The following is a 15,333-nucleotide window of genomic DNA, read 5'->3' on the forward strand; positions in this document are numbered from 1 at the left end:
TAGATCCCGGGAGGGTCGTCATGCTCAGCGCACTCGAGGTCGTCACCACCGTGGCCGTCGGTCTGATGGTGGGGGTGGAGTTCTCCGTCGCCTTCGTCATGAACCCGATCTTCAACGCCCTCCCGGAGGACAGCAATCAGCAGGCCCACTCCCACGGGGGCCGGATGCTCGGCGCCATGATGCCGGTCTGGTACATCGGCTCGCTCGTCCTCGTCGCGGTCTGGGCTGTGGCCGGGTGGCACCACCGCGGTACCGGCCTCGTCGTCACCGCCGGCGCGCTGCTGATCCTCAGCGTGGTCATGTCGCTCCTGCTGCTCGTTCCGATCAACAACCGGAACAAGACGTGGACCCCTGAGAACCGGCCCGCCGACTGGAAGCAGCAGATGAAGCGCTGGGACCGCTTCCACTACGTCCGCGTCGCCGTCATCGTCGGCGCCTTCACCCTGCTGGTCACCGCCCTCACCTGAGCCCACGGGCTCACGACACCCACTGACCGACAGCGAGAGGACGTACCGAAAATGGCCAAGCTGCAGAGTCTCGACCCGCACACGCCGATGTTCGCGCAGTTCAAGGAGAAGACCGGGCCCATCGTCCTGGCCAACACCTTCGTCGTCCCGAAGGAGAGGACGGAAGCGTTCCTGGCCCTCTTTCACAGGCAGGCCGAGTTCATGAAGGCTCAGCCGGGATTCGTCTCCCTGCGGATGCACCAGGGAACGGCGGACAGCCGGCTTCTGATGAACGTCGCGGTCTGGGAGTCGACCGAGGCTCTCGCCACGGCGTTCGGCAGCCCGGAGTTCCAGCGCATGGTTGCCGAGTTCCCCGACGACATCGTGTCGTACCCGCACATCTTCGAGCAGATCGACGTGTGACACGGCAACCGCAGCCGGGGAGGGCAGCACCCCACCTCGCGCAGCCCGTCCCTGAACAGGAGTCACTATGACCGTGGAACTGAACCACACCATCGTCCCCGCCCGTGACCCGCAAGCCTCGGCGCAGTTCCTGGCCGACATCCTCGGTCTCAGCGTCGACCCGCCGCTGGCGCACTTCACGCCGGTCACGCTGGCCAACCAAGTCAGCCTGGACTACGACCAGCTGGACGACTTCGAGCCACACCACTACGCATTCATGGTCAGCGAGGAGGAGTTCGACGCCGCCTTCGCCCGCATACAGGACGGTGGAATCACCCACTACGCCGATCCCGCATGCCAAGAGAATGGGCAGATCTACCGCAGCGAGCGCACCGAAGGCCGCAGGGGTACCTACTTCCGCGACCCCGACGGACATCTCATGGAAATCCTCACCCCGGGCGGTGCCGGGTCGTGAGGCCGGTGGCGGCCCAGCGGATCACGCCCTCGCTGGTGACAGCGGGATTGCGTTCGCAGCCGCGGCGATGCCGGTCAGCCACGTCAGTGTCCGTTCCCCCCGTCTGCAGAGCAGCACTGCGAAGCACTTCTGGTGTGCGGGTCTGCGGATGCCCCCGAGTAAGGCGGTCTTGTCCGCCCCGCCCGCACCGGTCCGCGTCATCTGGCACGTCACCGGCCGCCCCGGCTACGCCCGGGATGAACCCTGCCCCACTCCAACCTGAGCATCAAAGGAGAAGCGTCATGTCGCTGAAGAACGTCAACACCGTGCTGGTCACCGCCGTCACCCTGTTCGTCCTCTACCTCGGGCTGTCCTTCATCCTGGCTCCTGAGGCGTCCACTCAGGGCGTTGGCCTGCCGAACTGGCCCGCCGGCAACGGCGACGGCTTCCTCATCATGAAGGGCACCCGCGAACTCGCGATGGGCCTGGTCATCGGCATCCTGCTGGTGACGGGCCACCGCCGCGCCCTGGGCTGGGTCCTGCTGATGGAGGCCGTCGCCCCGTTCGGCGACATGATCAACGTCCTGGCCCACCACGGCCCCCTCGCCGCCGCGTTCGGCATACACGGCCTGACCTCGGCGCTGATCGCGATCACCGGCCTGCTGACCCTCCGCGAGACCCGCAAGGCCCACAAGGCCCCCGCCCCAGCGCCCGCCGCGCAGCCCGCATGACAGTTGCATGCCCGAAGGGGTGGCCCGGCCCCATGGCCGGACCACCCCTTATCTGTCAGCGACCGCCGGGAAAGGCCAGGCAGACGATCCTCTTCCAGTAAGCGACGGCCTGACGGCTGAGGCAGCCGGTCGAGCCGAACCGGCCCCTTGTCCCGAATCTCATAAACGATCCTTTGCGCGAGCAAGATCAATCGCGTGCCGCCGGACCCCCGCCGAACTCGGATTCACTCTCAGAACCCGTTCTCACACAAAAGCGGGACAGACCCTCTTCTGAGACTTGCATTGTGCGAAAATCCGGGCCCATGACGGCCCCTCAGCAGCCCTTCCCGACCGACCGGTCGGACGCCGACGACGTCGAACAGCACGCCTGTCCGAAGTGCGACGCCCAGCCCGGCTCACCGTGCCGCTCGCGCGGCGGCGCGGTCGCCTCCGCCTACCACACCCGCCGCTTCACCCAGGTTCCCCGCCTGAAGAAGGAGCTGCGCGTCCCGACCCCCGCCGACCGCGGCCCAGGCCAGCCGTGGCGGCCCGGCACCCCGCCGCCGGCACCCATCGACCCGGACCTGCCGAGCACGGACATCCGCATCGGCTACGCCCGCTGCTCGACCCTCGGGCAGGAACTCGACTCCCAGCTCGACGCGCTCGCGGGACACGGCATCCCCCGGGACAAGATCTTCGCCGAGAAGATCAGCACCCGCGTACGGGTCCGGCCCCGGTTCGAGGAGGCGCTGCGGACCGCGCGGGAGGTCAAGGCGCACGCCCCGCACTGCCGGGTCATCCTCACCGTCTACGAGATGAAGCGCCTCGGCCGCGACGCCGCCGAACTCACCGCGCTCGCCGACCACCTCACCGCTCACGGCCTCGTCCTGGAGATGCTCGCCGGTCCCCTGCCCGGCATCTACGAGCCGACCGGCCCGGGGAAGCTGCTGTTCGCGTTCTTCGCCGCGATGGCGGAGACCGAGCGGGAGAACATTCGCGAGTCCACCTTGGAGGGGCTCGACACCGCAGCCCGCAAGGGCAAGCACGGCGGCCGGCCGCCGGTCATCACCGACGACATGCTGCACACCGTGCTGCGGCGCCGCGCGGGCGGCGAGTCCGTCGAGCAGATTCAGCCCGACCTGATCATCCCCACCGGCAGGCGCAAGGGGCAGAGCCCCTCCGTGGCCAGCATCTACCGGGCGCTCGCAGAACACTCCAAGCGCGAGGCATACCCCGAAGCCGTCGAGACCGCGCACGCCGACTTCGCTAACCTCCGTGTCAGCGAAGTTCCCAGTCCCCGCCCCGCCAGCCGTCACCAAGCGCCACTCTGATTACAGAGAGCTACTTGTCACTTCCTGGCAGCTTCGGGAGAACAGGGCCTACTTCTACGGCTCGGGGAACCAGCCTCACCCGTCCCCGCACCGGTCGACTCCCTGCTGTTGGAGCACATCGCGAACCGCGACAACATGGACACCGCCACCAACCCGGCCTCCCGCTGGCTCTTTCCTGGTCGCCGGGCAGGGCAGCCGGCCCGCCCCGACCACCTGGCCGCGCTCCTCCGCGAAATCGGGGTCCCGGCCGCCGCCGCCCGCGGCGCCGCCGTCCGCCAGCAACTCCTTGAACTGCCTGCCCCTGTCGTTGCGGACGCTCTCGGCTACCACGACAAGACCACCAGCCGTCTCCTCAGGGAGACCGGTGGGACCTGGAGCCGATACGCCGCTGGCGATCACAGCCGGTCACCAGCAGGGTGGGTTCCTCGGGGAACCGATGACAGTTGAATACGCGAGCCACCAGTACCATGGCCGTATTTGGCGAACAAGTTGAGACACCCGGGAATTCAGGCGTGGACCAGTTCCAGAGCCTGCTTCAGGTTGTACTCGGCGATGCCCGCCATGAACGTCCGGTCGGGGAAGTCCCCGTCGAGCAGCCGCAGCGGACCCGCCGTCAGCGAGAGTCGCTGTGCGAGCATGTAGAGCGCGAGCCGGTCCTCGTCCAACCCTGCCACCCTCAGCGGCTGGTAGGCGTCGTGCAGGCGGATCCTCAGAAACACGTGCTCCCACTCGACGTCGAAGTACATCAACCCCTCGATGTCGATCGCCACGGGATTCTGGTCAGCGTCCACCAGCACGTGGTCGGGTCCCAGTTCGCCGTGCACGACCGCGTACTCCGCGCGTGGCCGCACCGCCGCCGCCAGGCCCAGCAGCCGCTCCTCCAGCCGGTCGCGGGCGCCCGCGATCCGCGGATCGCGCGAGGCTGCCTCGGCGAGGTCCCGCAGAGCACTGTCGAGGACCACCCCCTCGCACGACGTACCGCGCGACGTTCCTCCTCCATCAACCACGGCCACCTTGCCGTACGCGGGTGCCCGGTGGCCCCGCATCGCCTCCAGCGACTCCGCGAGCCGGGCCATGACCGGAGCAGCCGCGCGCCGGTCGCGCGCGAGCAACTCCTCCAGGCTCTCGCCTGGGAGGTCCTCGACGATCGCCAGGTCGGCCGGGCAGTGGGCGCCGTCGCGATCGACGAGACGGATTCCCGGAACGCGGACGCCGAGTGCGTCCAACCGCGCGTGCGCAGCCTCGAACAGATCGAGCCCGAGGCCGGGCGAGAACGGGTCGGTGAGGTCGTCGTCGCCCTCGGCCGCCGGCCAGTAGTTCTCGGCGTCGTCCCACAGGTAGGCGATCGCCGTCGTCGCATCGTCCATCACCAGGCGGTACACGCCCTTTTTACTGCCGCCCGCGATCCGCTCGACCGCCTCCAGCCGCCGCCTGCCGCCCAGTGCGGCCCGCGCCGCACCCGCCAACTGCTCCCGCGTCACTGCCCTGCGTGCCACGCTCCGAACCGCCTCTCCGCCACGACAACCCGCGCACCCTACGGGAGCATCGACGTGCGGGCGATTGGTTTATTCCGGACCCGAGCACGCGCTGGCTCTGGTGCCCTGGGGTGCCCCACTGCCGCCCGAGATCACTGACGGTGACCGCCGGGCTAGCTCCACGGGGAACCGGCGACAGTTAAATACGAGAGCCCACCAGTATCAACCCCCGTCTCCCCCTCATCTACGAAGACCGATAAGGGGCTCGGGGAGCAGTGGGGCAGGAATCACCGGTATAGCGTTCAGTTTGCTGAACAAGAGTTCGCGGATGGCTGTGAGTGTCAGCGCTTGATGCGGCTGCGCATAGCGAGGACGGCCAGCGCGAGCAGGACGGGCTCGGTGAAGCGGCTGACCATCTCGGTGTAGGTGCCCCAGGTGGTGAGGTCCTGGCCGCTGGAGCGGAACACGACGGAGTTCAGGACCACTCGCAGGGCCTTGTCGAAGCGCTCCTGGGTGAATCGGTCGCCGACGGACAGCGTCAGCTGCGGATCCTGCTTGTCCACGGCCAGCGTCACCCGCCCGCCGCCGGCCGGGACAGTGCCGGTGGCGACCTGCTTCGGTGAGGAGTCGGGCAGGCCGAGGCCCATGATGAGCACGACGGTGGCCGCCATGGCCGCCAGCAGCCAGCCCAGGGCACGGGAAGCGCGCAGGCCGTAGCCGGAGGCCAGCCAGTACCCCCACAGCAGGCCGCGTTCACCGGGCGGGGTGCCGGTGCGGTCGTGGCGGCGCATCTCCATCTCGCCGTAGTAGAAGTCCGCCGCACCGGGCTCGTTCTTGCCGTCCTCGAAGGCCTTGCGCAGCTGCCGGTAGAGCGCGGCCACGTCGTCCGGGTCGGGGGTGAGATCGGGGTCGGGGTGGTGCGGCCCGGTACGCCAGTCACGCGGTGAGGGCGCCTGGCCCGGGGGCGGGGCGGGCTGGCCAGTCGACTGGGCGCGCCAGTGGTGTTCCTCGGCCAGGGTGCGCCGGCGCGTCCACCGGTAGGGCCGTATGAGGTAGCGACGGTGCAGGCCAGTGGGGGTGGGGGCGAAGGTGCAGCGGCCTTCCAAGCGGAGCTGGTCGAGGTGGAAGGCCCCGGAGAACAGGCAGTCCCGCAGGTCGGTGTCGGTCAGGACCAGGTGCGCGGCGTCCACCCCGCGCACCGAGACCACCCGCACTCCGCTGCCGGATCCTGCCAGCAGACTTTCATTCACCGACGTACTGGCGAGACGGTTGGTGGTGAAGGGCGTGGGGTGGGCAACGACCGCCACCGGGAAGGACAGCACCGCGTGACTGAGGTCCGTTGCGGCGTACCGCAGGCGCAGCGTCGCCGTGGACCCCCACCGGGTCCTCTCGCAACGCACCGCGTTCGCCGCGATCTCCAGCGTCACCGGTGCTTCGAACACCACACCAGATAGGTCGACCGTCTTCGCACACACCACTGGCCCGAACACCGGCGTCACTTCAAACCGGGCCTCGCCGAACCCGGCGTCGTCGGAGAACCGGGCCTCGCCGAACCATGCGTCGCCGGAGAACTGCGCCTGGTCGAACCAGGCGTCGCCGGAGAACTGCGCCTCGCCGAACCGGGCGTCGCCGGAGAACTGCGCCTTTCTGAACCAAGCGGTGCGGGAGCACTGCGCCTGGTCGAACCAGGCGTCGCCGAAGAACTCCGCCTCGCTGAACCAGGCGTCGCCAGAGAACTCCGCCTCGCTGAACCAGGCGTCGCCAGAGAACCGCGCCTTGCCGAACATGGCGTCGCCGGAGAAGCGCACCTGGTCGAACAGGGCGTCGCCGGAGAGCTGCGCCTCGCCGAACCGGGCGGTGCCGGAGAACTGCGCCCTCTCAAACTGGGTGTGGCCAGCAAACTGCGCCTCGCCGAACCAGGCGTCGCCGGAGAACTCCGCCTCGCCGAACCGGGCGGTGCCGGAGAACTGCGCCTTGCCGAACGAGGCGTCGCCGGAGAACTCCGCCTCGTCGAACCAGGCGTCGCCGAAGAACTCCGCCTCGCTGAACACGGCGTCGCCGGAAAAGCGCGCCTCGCTGAACCAAGCGGTGCGGGAGAACTGCGCCTCGCCGAACCGGGCGGTGCCGGAGAACTGCGCCCTCTCGAACTGGGTGTGGCCAGCAAACTGCGCCTCGCCGAACCAGGCGTCGCCGGAGAACTCCGCCTCGTCGAACGAGGCGTCGCCGAAGAACTCCGCCTCGTCGAACCAGGCGTCGCCGAAGAACTCCGCCTCGTCGAACCAGGCAGCACCAATGCGGGGCCTATGAGTGGTGGGGTCGTGCAGGGCTTGGAGGAGTAGTGCAGTGAAGGGAGTGCCCCGGTGGTCGATGTCGGCCCCGGCGGCCAGGGTGGCGCCCGCCGCTCGCGGCGGAACTTCCCCAACCACTCGACCGTCACCCGCGACACCCTGCCACCACGGAACCAACCGCCACCGGATGTTCAGGAAACTGAACGCCGTACCGGGGATCCCTGGTCCGTTACTCCCCGAACCCGGATAAGCCCCGCGGCACGAAGATCAATCTCAGCGGCACTTCCTGTACCGCAACTACTCACGCCCGGGGCTGTGCCGAGTTCCGATTGTGCGGGGCAGGCGGCTCGTCCGTCGGCTTTCGGCCAGTGTCCGAGCACCCGCATCCGACCTCTGCGGGGCGTGACATGCTGCGGTTTGATCATCAGCGGCAGCGTTGCCTCGCTGCGGGTAGAAAGGGAGTTCATGCGCGCGCGGCGGTTCTGTTTTGTTGCACTTCTCGCCATTGGCCTGTCGGCCTGCGGTTCGCCGGCGGACACGGGTCCGGCAGACAGGGTGCCGTCGGATTCTTCCTCGCAGGGGCCCGCAGAAAAGAGGAAGCCGGAGCGCGTTCCGCACGATCCGCCGGAGTCGTTCACGGCCCTGGGAGCAGTGGCCCTGCCGCCGGAGGCGACGGCGGGCCGGACCAATCTGCTGGGCGATGTGCGTGACCTCGCGGTGGCCCTGCACCGTACGTCGGCGTATGTGGCCTCCGCCGACCGGATGCAGACCGTGGACCTGACCACCGGGAAGGTGGTGGCGGTGGCGCGCCCGCGTGCGGAGGCCCTGGGCGAGGACGATGATGCGACCGCGCCGCTCGTGTCGGCCGACGGCTCCCTGGTCGTGACGCCGTTCGTTACCAGACAGCCCGGCGCCGGAACGCAGTCTCCCTCGATGGAGTTCGAGGTCGTCGCCACCACGCCAGGGACAGGAAAGGCCGCCTGGAGCACATCGCTCAAAATCCCGCGCGGATGGGTAGAGCGGGACAGCTCCATGCCCGAGGCTCACGTGGTCGGCTTCGCGGGTGGCAACGTCATCGTGACCGTGTACACCGGCTACAACGCCGGCCGTGGGGACCAGCGGTACAGCCATTGGCGCTAAGCCTTGATTACGGCTCTCAAACTGCGACTCTCGGCGTTCGGATAGGGCTGGGACTGAAGCCGTTCTCGGAGGTCGATCTCCTCGGCGGTGAGCGGGTCCTCGGGGCGGCGGATGCGGACGGGCTTGGGCCGCAGCGGCAGGTGGTCGTCCGCCGTGGCTTCCTCGCCTTCGGCGAGTGCCCGGTAGAGCGAGGCCACCGAGGGGTGCTTGCCCGCGTTCTTCCCGGTCTTGATGGTCAGCTTCTTCGCAATCTCGGGGACGGGGACACCTTTGTCCTTGAGGGCGACGGCGAAGGTGAGCATGTCGTCGTCGATGACCTTCGGGCGTCCACCGTGGTTGCCCTTGGCCGCCGCGGCGACCTGGCCTTCGAGGGTCTTCTCCCGGATGTAGTTGCGCTCGATCTGCCCGGCGACGGCCAGGACGGCGAAGAACATGGCCCCCATACCGTTGGGGTCGTAGATCCCGGTGAGCGGGCCGGTGAGGAGTTCGAGCTGGATGCCGCCGGCTTGGAGGTCGGCGGACAGCGTCATCAGCTCGGCGGCGTTCCTGGCCAGGCGCTTGAGCTCGTGCACCGTGAGGATGACGGGCGTCTCGGGGGTGGCCTCCTTGAACTGGTGGGCCAGCGCAAGCGCCTTCTCCAGTTCGGGCCGCACCTTCACCCGGGTGCTGATCTGCTCCTTGAAGACCTTGTGGCACTCGGCGCGGTGGAGGGCTTCGAGCTGGCTCGCCAGCTCCTGTCGCGCGGTCGACGTCCTGGCGTACCCGATCCGCACCGGCCGCTCGGTGCGCGGGGCAGGCACGACGGCGAGCACCGGGCCCTGCTTCCACCCGCGGCCGGGCCCGCGGTCGGCGGGGACGGGGATCTCCAGTTCCTCGCGGAGCGCGGGTACGAGGACGAAGCGGGAGGTGTGGTACTTCGCGGCGGTTTTCCCGCCCCGGGTGCGGCAGGCGCTGCCGGCGAGCGCGTCACAGTTCGGGCAGTCGTGACGCTCTACCGCCAATGCGGCCTGATCGGGCGTGAGATCCATGCCGGGAGTCTCTCAGAACCCCGTCGCACAACGTGCGGGTTTCGAGAGGACTTTTGCGAACGGCGACCTGCGGAAACGCGAGCACTCCTGGGGCTGTCGCGGAACTCTCACAGATGGTCATTTGTGAGAGGAGGGAGGTTCGAACGGGGGCCTTCGAACCTCTACGGACATCCCAGAGCCGATGCCGTCCAGTTTTCGGAGGGCGGTGCGTCCTGGGGCGTGTCGTTCACCAGCCAGGAACCGTTCCACTCGACGTGCCACACGTCTCCCTGGGAGTTCTCGAACTCCACGAAACTGCCTGAAGCGCCTTCGAGGAGCCTGAGCTCCCTCTCCAGTACATCGGGCGTAGTGAACCCGCGGGACGGACCCACGCTGCCGCCACCGGTCCTGGTGTTCTCGTACCGCATCCGCAGGTACGGGACCGGCTGCCGAGTGATGACCGTCGGCCGCAGCATGCGCTTGAACCGCAGCACAGCCTCCTCCAGGTTCTCGTCCCCGCGGAACTCGCACTGATACACGGGAAAGACCGCTGAGACGACCTCGTTCAAGGCCTCATTCCGCCCGTGGTGGTATCCGTGCACCGGGGGCGAAGCCGCTGCCACGGCATCGAACCGGTAGGTCCCGTAGGAAAACCCGGGGACGACCGTGAGCGGTCGGGTTTCGGATCCGCGCCCGAGCTGGTGCTGCCTCGCGAACGTGAGAACGGCCCTGGCAAGGCCCTCGTCGTGCACATCGATCGAGTTCATTTGGTAGGCCCAGCGCCCGTCGACGTCCATAGCCAGGGAGAACACGAAGCGCCACATGGGAGACCATCGCCAGGCCAGGGGCAGGCCGACTACCTCCTCAACGTTCCCGAACTCCGCGACAGCCTGTTCGATGTCCATGTCCGCTGACAGTACAGATTTGAGCGCCAGGGATGATTGCGGGGTTGACTTGGAAAACCAGATCGGTGGCAAGGCCGTCTGCCCGCGAAGATGGCTACATGGACGATCTTCTGAAGTTCCTCGTCGCACGCGTCATGGATGACAACCACGCCTACGCCTACGTGGCCGACACCCTGGGCGGCGAGGCCCTTCTCGACAGCCATCTCCCCATGCTCGATCTGACCGAGCAACTGGCGCACAACTACAAGGCCATGGATCCCGCGGACTCCCGCTCGGCAGGGCTGGCATACGCCCTTCGGGTCCTCGCCCAGTCATACGCTGAGCACCCCGCCTACCGCCAAGAATGGCGCCCATAGCCCTTCAAGGAAACAGATCCAAGGCCGACCGGCGACGCCAGGGTCCTCCTACCCCTCGTCGTCCTCGTCGAGCTCGATCGCATCCGGGTCGCGTAGCGGCCGTAAGCCGCCGCCAGCCGGGGTGGAAACGGTGAAGCTGTAGCGGCCGAGAACGTTGAGGTTCTTGTGCTTGAGCGGGGATAGCCGGGCGATGTCCTCGTCCTTGATCTCGTAGCCCTCGGCGCGGAGCTGGGCGACAGCGGCGTCGATGTACCGGGTGGTCCACAGGACCACGGCGTTCAGGACCAGGCCGAGCGAGCCGAGCTGGTCTTCCATCCCGTCCCGGTACGCCTGGTGGATGGTGCCCTTCTTGCCGTGGCAGATGTCGCGGGCGAGCTTGTGGCGGGACTCCTGGACGGTGAGCTGCTTGTGCATCTGGCGGCGGTAGGTGTCGTCGACCGGGTCGACGACGGCGAGCAGGTGCAGGGTCTTGGCGATGCGCCCGTACTCAGCGAATGCCTGACCGAGCGGGGTGGGGTGGCCTTCGCGGCCGAACATTCGCAGCAGGTCGTAGGCGCGCACCTGGGAGGTGCCGACCTGCTTGTCGGTGATCGCGAGGCGCCCGTCCTTGGACAGCGCGGGGAACACGTCGCAGAAGCGGTAGTCCCACTCGGAGTCCCAGCGGTAGAGCGGCGCGTCGAGCGCGCGTGTCGTGTAGTCGAGCCTCTCGTAGATCACCGACTTCCCGTCCGGCGACCAGACCGGCGACCGCAGCGCCCGCTTGACGGACGGCCGTGTGCCCGAGACGCAGGCCAGTCCCTCGTCGGCTCCTCCCTTGACGAGGTAGCCGATCTCCGTCGCGTTCACGTACTGGGGCGCCACCTTGTGAAGGCTTCCCAGTCGAGAATCCGATCACTGTGATACCAGGCGCCCAGGCGACGGCCTGCTTCCTGGTTCTCTTCCCGGTTGATGTAGCGGACGGAGAAGTCGTCCTTGAACTCGTCGCCTTCGTACTGGTAGCGGGCAGCGCCTTCGGCGGACGAGCGGAACGGGTATTCGTCGCAGTCCTTGCCCGCGGCCGGGGCGCCCGGGGTGTTCTCGTTGCAGTCGAGTTTGCGGACCGCCTCGTTCTGGTCGTAGCGCTGTTTGGAAGTCGCTCCGGCGGACTCGGTGATGCGGTGCAGCGGGTGCAGCGGGCTTTCGCCGGGCAGGTTCTTCCCGGTTTTAGTGGGGTAGCTGACATCCGGGTCCTTACGGCCCCGTCGATTGGCGGGCTACCGCCTCGACTCCGGTGCAGGGGGTGGGCAACCCAGCGTCGCTGGTGTCGCTCTTGTCGTAGCGCAGCGACGGGGTGGCATCGGGGAAGACCGAGCCGAGCTCGGCCCACGGGTTGTGGGCGGCGCTGTCGAGGACCTCGCCCTCTTCGTCCTCGGAGGAGACCAGCTGACTGTTGCCAGGCAGGGTGAAGTCCAGCTTCGGGGTGAACTTGCCGACCGCCACCTGCTCGCCGACGGCGACGTTGGGCAGCGTGGGCGTTGAGGACCACAGGTCGAACTTGGCGTCGCCGTCAGCGTTCCACCCGGCGGGCGAGTCCTCACGACTTTCGAAAAGCCCGAGATAGCGGGCTTCTTCCTGTTTCGCGGTGGCGTTGGGGGCGTGGGCTGCCTGGCTCGAAGCCGCAGGCGCCGTCCAGGCCGCGATCACCGAGTATGCGACGGCGAACGGCATGAACCGCTTCGAGCTCGAGCGGGCCTCTTCCCCACAAGGAACGCAACGCTCGAGCATGCTGGCGATCGAGACCTGGCTCACCGGCTGAGGGCCCTTCCTGCGTCAGACCCGGCTGAGCGCCACACCGGCGCCCGGCCGCAGCCGCACCACTGCGCCCCTCCCCTGCAACGGGAAGACATGGGCGGCAACGTCAGGACGAAGAGCTCCGCCTCCGGCCGCCTGCTGCGGCTGCTTCCGCACCCTCATCGGTGCCGGCACTCCGCGCCGGTGTCGGAGGACGCCGGCGCCGAGGCCGACGAGCGCGGGACCCTCGTCAGCCGTGACGCGGAGCCAGGTCCTCCGGCAGGGCAGGAATCCGCCCCCGGGCACGCGCGAGCAGAACGGCCGGCTCCGGCTCCGCCTGCAGGGACTTGAGCATGAGCAGCCACCAATGGTCCAGCCGCTCCGCCCAGTTCCGACCGCCCGGCATCTCCTCGCTTACCGTGCAGAGGCCGAAGAAGGAGTACACGAGCGTCACGGCCGCGGTCGACGGTGCGACCCCGTCCGCCAACTCACCTCGTGTGCGGGCCTGGGCGAGAAGCCGGGTGACGGCCAGGGCCCAGCCGCCGAACGGCGTGGGTACGGAGGACTTCATGGTGCGGCGTTCCGCCCACAGGCGTGCGCCCGCGCGCGCCACGACGTCCTCGCTGAGGGACCGTGCGACACCGAAGCTGAGTACGACCAACTTTTCCAGCGGAGGGATGTCGGGCGCGGAGTAGGGGGCCGCGAGTTGTGGCCAGGTGGCGAACTGCTCATGGATCACCGCAAGCGCCAGCTTCTCCTTGCTGGAGTAATGGAAATAGATCGCTCCACTCGTTTTTCCGGAGTGATCACTTATGTCATTGACACTCGTTCCCGCATATCCTCGTTCGATAAATAGATGTGCCGCTGATTCGAGTAGCTCTTTACGGGTGGCGCGGGCCCTGTCCTGCACTTCAGTTCCACTTTCGCTCAAATGTTCCAACAGTTGCGATGGGGAAGCTGGCATCTCCGTCCGGAGGGCCCGACCACAGCACGCGGAAGATCCTATTATTCTTCGACCGTGCGTACTTGGGGCTGACTTCCGTGAATTCGCCGCCTGCTATGCAGAATCGTTTCTCGGGGAGTCTGAACTTCGCCCCGATCGGTACGGCGTCGCCCCTGAAAGCCTTTGCTCATCAGGCCAGTTGCCTGCTTTCCATGGAGCAGTCCGCACCGTGCGCGGAGGAGGCGGCCATCTTCCTCGAGGATATTCCCGTCACTCGAAATGGTGATTGCGGAGTTCAGAGGGACCAAATTAACATAACGCCTACGATGTTTAGGATTCGGTCAAAAGGGACGGTCGCGTCTCCCTGACGCACGGAAACGTCACGTGGCGCATGAGTGGTGCGGCACACACACTTCCGCTTCATTTCTCCGAATGGATGACCCATCCAGGCACCCGCCTGCGCCCGTGCCGCCGGTCGGCGCAGCCTCTGAGAACGGCAGTCACATGACAGTTCATCCCATCCTTTCCTGGTCCCCGTCCGCCATCGTCTTCGACTGCGACGGGACGCTGATGGACACAGAGCGACACTGGCAGGAGGCCCGGAATGTCACGTTCCGAGTGTTCGGCGTCAAACCGCCCGCCGGCTTCGCCGACCGGGCCAAGGGCGTGCACTTCACCGAGTGCGGGGCGCTCATGGCGGAGGAGGCCGGGAAGCCGGACCTCGTGGACGACTTCGTGGACACGCTCCTCAGCACCTTCACCGCGCTGGTCGACCAGGACCCGGTCACCATGCCCGGAGCCGCCGCACTGGTCCGGCTGGCCGTCGGCCGTGTCCCTCTCGCCGTGGCGAGCAACTGTCCCCGGACAATGGTGGAGTCATGCCTCGGGCGGGCGGGGCTCCTCCGTTGCTTCGACCACGTCGTGGTCGCCGGCGAGGCGCTACGGCCGAAGCCGGAGCCCGATGTCTACAGGGAGGCCGCACGTCTCTGCGGCGTACCGCCCGAGCAGACCCTCGCCGTGGAGGATTCGCTCACCGGCATGCAGTCCGCGCGGCGGGCAGGTCTCCGCGTCATCGGGATCGGACCGTGCCCGCCGGGTCTGGAGGCGGAGCAGGCCGATCTGTGGGTCAGGAGTCTCGCCGAGGACGAACTGTTGTCATGGGCCAAGCGCCGGATCCGCACGTAGAACGGCTCAGCCGCGGACGCCTGGCCCTGGCCTGAGAAGGCGGTCAGCCGATGGTCACACGGTGCGCCAGCGTGTCCACGCTTCCGCCGGCGGGCCGGCGGGACATCCTCGGGCTGTGGGCCGGCGACGGCGGCGAGGGTGCCAAGCACTGGATGCACATCCTCACCGAGATCAAAAACCGCGGCGTGAACGACGTCCTCATGCTCGTCTGCGACGGACTCAAGGGCCTGCCCGACGCCGTCGAGACCGTCTGGCCCCGCACCACCGTCCAGACCTGCGTGGTCCACCTGCTGCGGAACTCCTTCCGCTATGCCGCCCGCCAGGACTGGGACAAGATCGCGCGTGTCCTCAAGCCCGTCTACACCGCGGCGACCGAGGAAGCCGAGGAAGCCGCGCTCGAGCGGTTCACCGAGTTCGCCGACGCCTGGGGCAAGAAGTATCCGGCGATCGTCCGGCTCTGGGAGAACCCTGGGAGGAGTTCACCCCCTTCCTCCGCTTCGACACCGAGATCCGCCGCATCGTCTGCACCACCAACGCGATCGAATCCGTCAACGCCAGGATTCGCCGGGCGGTCAAGGCCCGCGGCCACTTCCCGAACGAGCAGGCCGCCCTGAAGTGCGTCTACATGGCGATCATGTCGCTCGACCCCACCGGCAAGGGTCAGGCCCGCTGGACCATGCGCTGGAAAACCGCACCCGGCTCCCAGCTCTGCTGCCATCGGGACGACGCCGATAGTCTTCAGGCGCTCGCGCTGCCCGTCCTTCAGGGCCTTCCACACCTTCGGCGTCCGCTGCTTGTCGAATCTTCGGAAGCCCGGTTGGAGATCAGCGACGGTGCCGTGGAGATCAGCGTGTGGGACACCGAGCCGACGCTCCCAGTGGCCCGGGCCGCCGATCCGGGCGATCCATCAGGCACGGGCCG

At 67.9% G+C, this 15,333-nt stretch carries 16 protein-coding genes and 2 pseudogenes; 9 read left to right on the forward strand and 9 right to left on the reverse strand.

Translation table 11 applies throughout. From position 1 onward, the window contains the following. Nucleotides 1–20: 20 nt before the first annotated feature. The 5 genes from ACIBCU_RS24825 (at nucleotide 21) to ACIBCU_RS24845 (ending at nucleotide 3,343) form a co-directional block, all read left to right on the forward strand. Nucleotides 21–467 carry an anthrone oxygenase family protein gene (locus tag ACIBCU_RS24825; RefSeq protein WP_399234059.1) on the forward strand — a complete coding sequence of 149 codons (447 nt, stop codon included), beginning with the start codon at nucleotides 21–23 and terminating at the stop codon, nucleotides 465–467. A gap of 51 nt (nucleotides 468–518) precedes the next feature. Then, on the forward strand, nucleotides 519–869 hold the full coding sequence (locus ACIBCU_RS24830; protein ID WP_399234061.1) for an antibiotic biosynthesis monooxygenase family protein: 351 nt from the start codon (nucleotides 519–521) through the stop codon (nucleotides 867–869). Between the two features lie 67 nt (nucleotides 870–936). After that, the gene (locus tag ACIBCU_RS24835) at nucleotides 937–1,323 is read left to right on the forward strand and encodes a VOC family protein (protein ID WP_099872578.1); all 387 of its coding nucleotides are present in this window, start codon (nucleotides 937–939) and stop codon (nucleotides 1,321–1,323) included. A gap of 281 nt (nucleotides 1,324–1,604) precedes the next feature. Further along, complete coding sequence (locus tag ACIBCU_RS24840; protein ID WP_399234064.1) at nucleotides 1,605–2,033, forward strand: DUF4267 domain-containing protein; 429 nt, start codon at nucleotides 1,605–1,607, stop codon at nucleotides 2,031–2,033. A 302-nt stretch (nucleotides 2,034–2,335) separates the two neighbouring features. Continuing rightward, entirely contained in the window at nucleotides 2,336–3,343 is a 1,008-nt protein-coding gene (locus ACIBCU_RS24845; RefSeq protein ID WP_399234066.1) for a recombinase family protein, read from the forward strand. Nucleotides 3,344–3,418: 75 nt separating this feature from the next. Here ACIBCU_RS24845 and ACIBCU_RS24850 read toward each other — a convergent pair whose 3' ends face one another. From ACIBCU_RS24850 to ACIBCU_RS24860, 3 genes are all read right to left on the reverse strand, one after another. Further along, entirely contained in the window at nucleotides 3,419–3,673 is a 255-nt protein-coding gene (locus ACIBCU_RS24850) for a hypothetical protein (RefSeq protein WP_399234068.1), read from the reverse strand. A 176-nt stretch (nucleotides 3,674–3,849) separates the two neighbouring features. Then, entirely contained in the window at nucleotides 3,850–4,824 is a 975-nt protein-coding gene (locus tag ACIBCU_RS24855) for a phosphotransferase family protein (protein WP_399234554.1), read from the reverse strand. Nucleotides 4,825–5,159: 335 nt separating this feature from the next. Further along, nucleotides 5,160–7,244, reverse strand: coding sequence for a pentapeptide repeat-containing protein (locus ACIBCU_RS24860; RefSeq protein ID WP_399234070.1), 2,085 nt, complete (start codon nucleotides 7,242–7,244; stop codon nucleotides 5,160–5,162). 279 nt (nucleotides 7,245–7,523) lie between these two features. Between ACIBCU_RS24860 and ACIBCU_RS24865 the strand changes: the two genes are divergently transcribed. After that, nucleotides 7,524–8,246: a hypothetical protein gene (locus tag ACIBCU_RS24865; protein ID WP_399234072.1), complete on the forward strand. Its 723-nt coding sequence runs from the start codon at nucleotides 7,524–7,526 to the stop codon at nucleotides 8,244–8,246. Here ACIBCU_RS24865 and ACIBCU_RS24870 read toward each other — a convergent pair. Together ACIBCU_RS24870 and ACIBCU_RS24875 are read right to left on the reverse strand one after the other, a co-directional pair. Beyond that, nucleotides 8,243–9,274 carry a recombinase family protein gene (locus ACIBCU_RS24870; RefSeq protein ID WP_399234074.1) on the reverse strand — a complete coding sequence of 344 codons (1,032 nt, stop codon included), beginning with the start codon at nucleotides 9,272–9,274 and terminating at the stop codon, nucleotides 8,243–8,245. The two genes, ACIBCU_RS24865 and ACIBCU_RS24870, sit on opposite strands and share 4 nt — an antisense overlap. Nucleotides 9,275–9,435: 161 nt before the next feature. Beyond that, a complete protein-coding gene (locus tag ACIBCU_RS24875) occupies nucleotides 9,436–10,158 on the reverse strand; it encodes a hypothetical protein (protein WP_399234075.1) in 723 nt (240 codons plus the stop codon). 98 nt (nucleotides 10,159–10,256) lie between these two features. On the opposite strand from ACIBCU_RS24875, the gene ACIBCU_RS24880 reads away from it, so the two are divergent. Further along, entirely contained in the window at nucleotides 10,257–10,514 is a 258-nt protein-coding gene (locus tag ACIBCU_RS24880) for a DUF6221 family protein (RefSeq protein WP_399234077.1), read from the forward strand. A 48-nt stretch (nucleotides 10,515–10,562) separates the two neighbouring features. Here ACIBCU_RS24880 and ACIBCU_RS24885 read toward each other — a convergent pair. The 4 genes and pseudogenes from ACIBCU_RS24885 to ACIBCU_RS24900 all read right to left on the reverse strand — a co-directional run. Then, nucleotides 10,563–11,084: pseudogene (locus ACIBCU_RS24885) on the reverse strand (Tn3 family transposase); the annotation flags it as partial. A 272-nt stretch (nucleotides 11,085–11,356) separates the two neighbouring features. Further along, the gene (locus tag ACIBCU_RS24890) at nucleotides 11,357–11,704 is read right to left on the reverse strand and encodes a NucA/NucB deoxyribonuclease domain-containing protein (protein WP_399234556.1); all 348 of its coding nucleotides are present in this window, start codon (nucleotides 11,702–11,704) and stop codon (nucleotides 11,357–11,359) included. A gap of 40 nt (nucleotides 11,705–11,744) precedes the next feature. Continuing rightward, on the reverse strand, nucleotides 11,745–12,302 hold the full coding sequence (locus ACIBCU_RS24895; protein ID WP_399234079.1) for a hypothetical protein: 558 nt from the start codon (nucleotides 12,300–12,302) through the stop codon (nucleotides 11,745–11,747). A gap of 232 nt (nucleotides 12,303–12,534) precedes the next feature. Further along, nucleotides 12,535–13,194 (reverse strand): ScbR family autoregulator-binding transcription factor, encoded by a 660-nt coding sequence (locus ACIBCU_RS24900; protein WP_399234081.1) that lies wholly within the window; start codon nucleotides 13,192–13,194, stop codon nucleotides 12,535–12,537. A 537-nt stretch (nucleotides 13,195–13,731) separates the two neighbouring features. On the opposite strand from ACIBCU_RS24900, the gene ACIBCU_RS24905 reads away from it, so the two are divergent. After that, nucleotides 13,732–14,412, forward strand: coding sequence for an HAD family hydrolase (locus tag ACIBCU_RS24905; protein WP_399234083.1), 681 nt, complete (start codon nucleotides 13,732–13,734; stop codon nucleotides 14,410–14,412). A gap of 92 nt (nucleotides 14,413–14,504) precedes the next feature. Then, nucleotides 14,505–15,106 (forward strand): annotated as a pseudogene (locus ACIBCU_RS24910) (IS256 family transposase); the annotation flags it as partial. Between the last annotated feature and the right edge of the window lie 227 nt (nucleotides 15,107–15,333).

Source organism: Streptomyces sp. NPDC051064 (genome assembly GCF_044455985.1).
In the GTDB taxonomy this organism is placed as follows: domain Bacteria; phylum Actinomycetota; class Actinomycetes; order Streptomycetales; family Streptomycetaceae; genus Streptomyces.

What these genes read in the sequence shown, in the direction of transcription:
- ACIBCU_RS24870 (WP_399234074.1), bottom strand. Translation starts at nt 9,274, where the DNA reads ATGGATCTCACGCCCGATCAGGCCGCATTGGCGGTAGAGCGTCACGAC.
- ACIBCU_RS24880 (WP_399234077.1), top strand. Translation starts at nt 10,257, where the DNA reads ATGGACGATCTTCTGAAGTTCCTCGTCGCACGCGTCATGGATGACAAC.
- ACIBCU_RS24905 (WP_399234083.1), top strand. Translation starts at nt 13,732, where the DNA reads ATGACAGTTCATCCCATCCTTTCCTGGTCCCCGTCCGCCATCGTCTTC.
- ACIBCU_RS24830 (WP_399234061.1), top strand. Translation starts at nt 519, where the DNA reads ATGGCCAAGCTGCAGAGTCTCGACCCGCACACGCCGATGTTCGCGCAG.
- ACIBCU_RS24825 (WP_399234059.1), top strand. Translation starts at nt 21, where the DNA reads ATGCTCAGCGCACTCGAGGTCGTCACCACCGTGGCCGTCGGTCTGATG.
- ACIBCU_RS24875 (WP_399234075.1), bottom strand. Translation starts at nt 10,158, where the DNA reads ATGGACATCGAACAGGCTGTCGCGGAGTTCGGGAACGTTGAGGAGGTA.
- ACIBCU_RS24845 (WP_399234066.1), top strand. Translation starts at nt 2,336, where the DNA reads ATGACGGCCCCTCAGCAGCCCTTCCCGACCGACCGGTCGGACGCCGAC.
- ACIBCU_RS24835 (WP_099872578.1), top strand. Translation starts at nt 937, where the DNA reads ATGACCGTGGAACTGAACCACACCATCGTCCCCGCCCGTGACCCGCAA.
- ACIBCU_RS24840 (WP_399234064.1), top strand. Translation starts at nt 1,605, where the DNA reads ATGTCGCTGAAGAACGTCAACACCGTGCTGGTCACCGCCGTCACCCTG.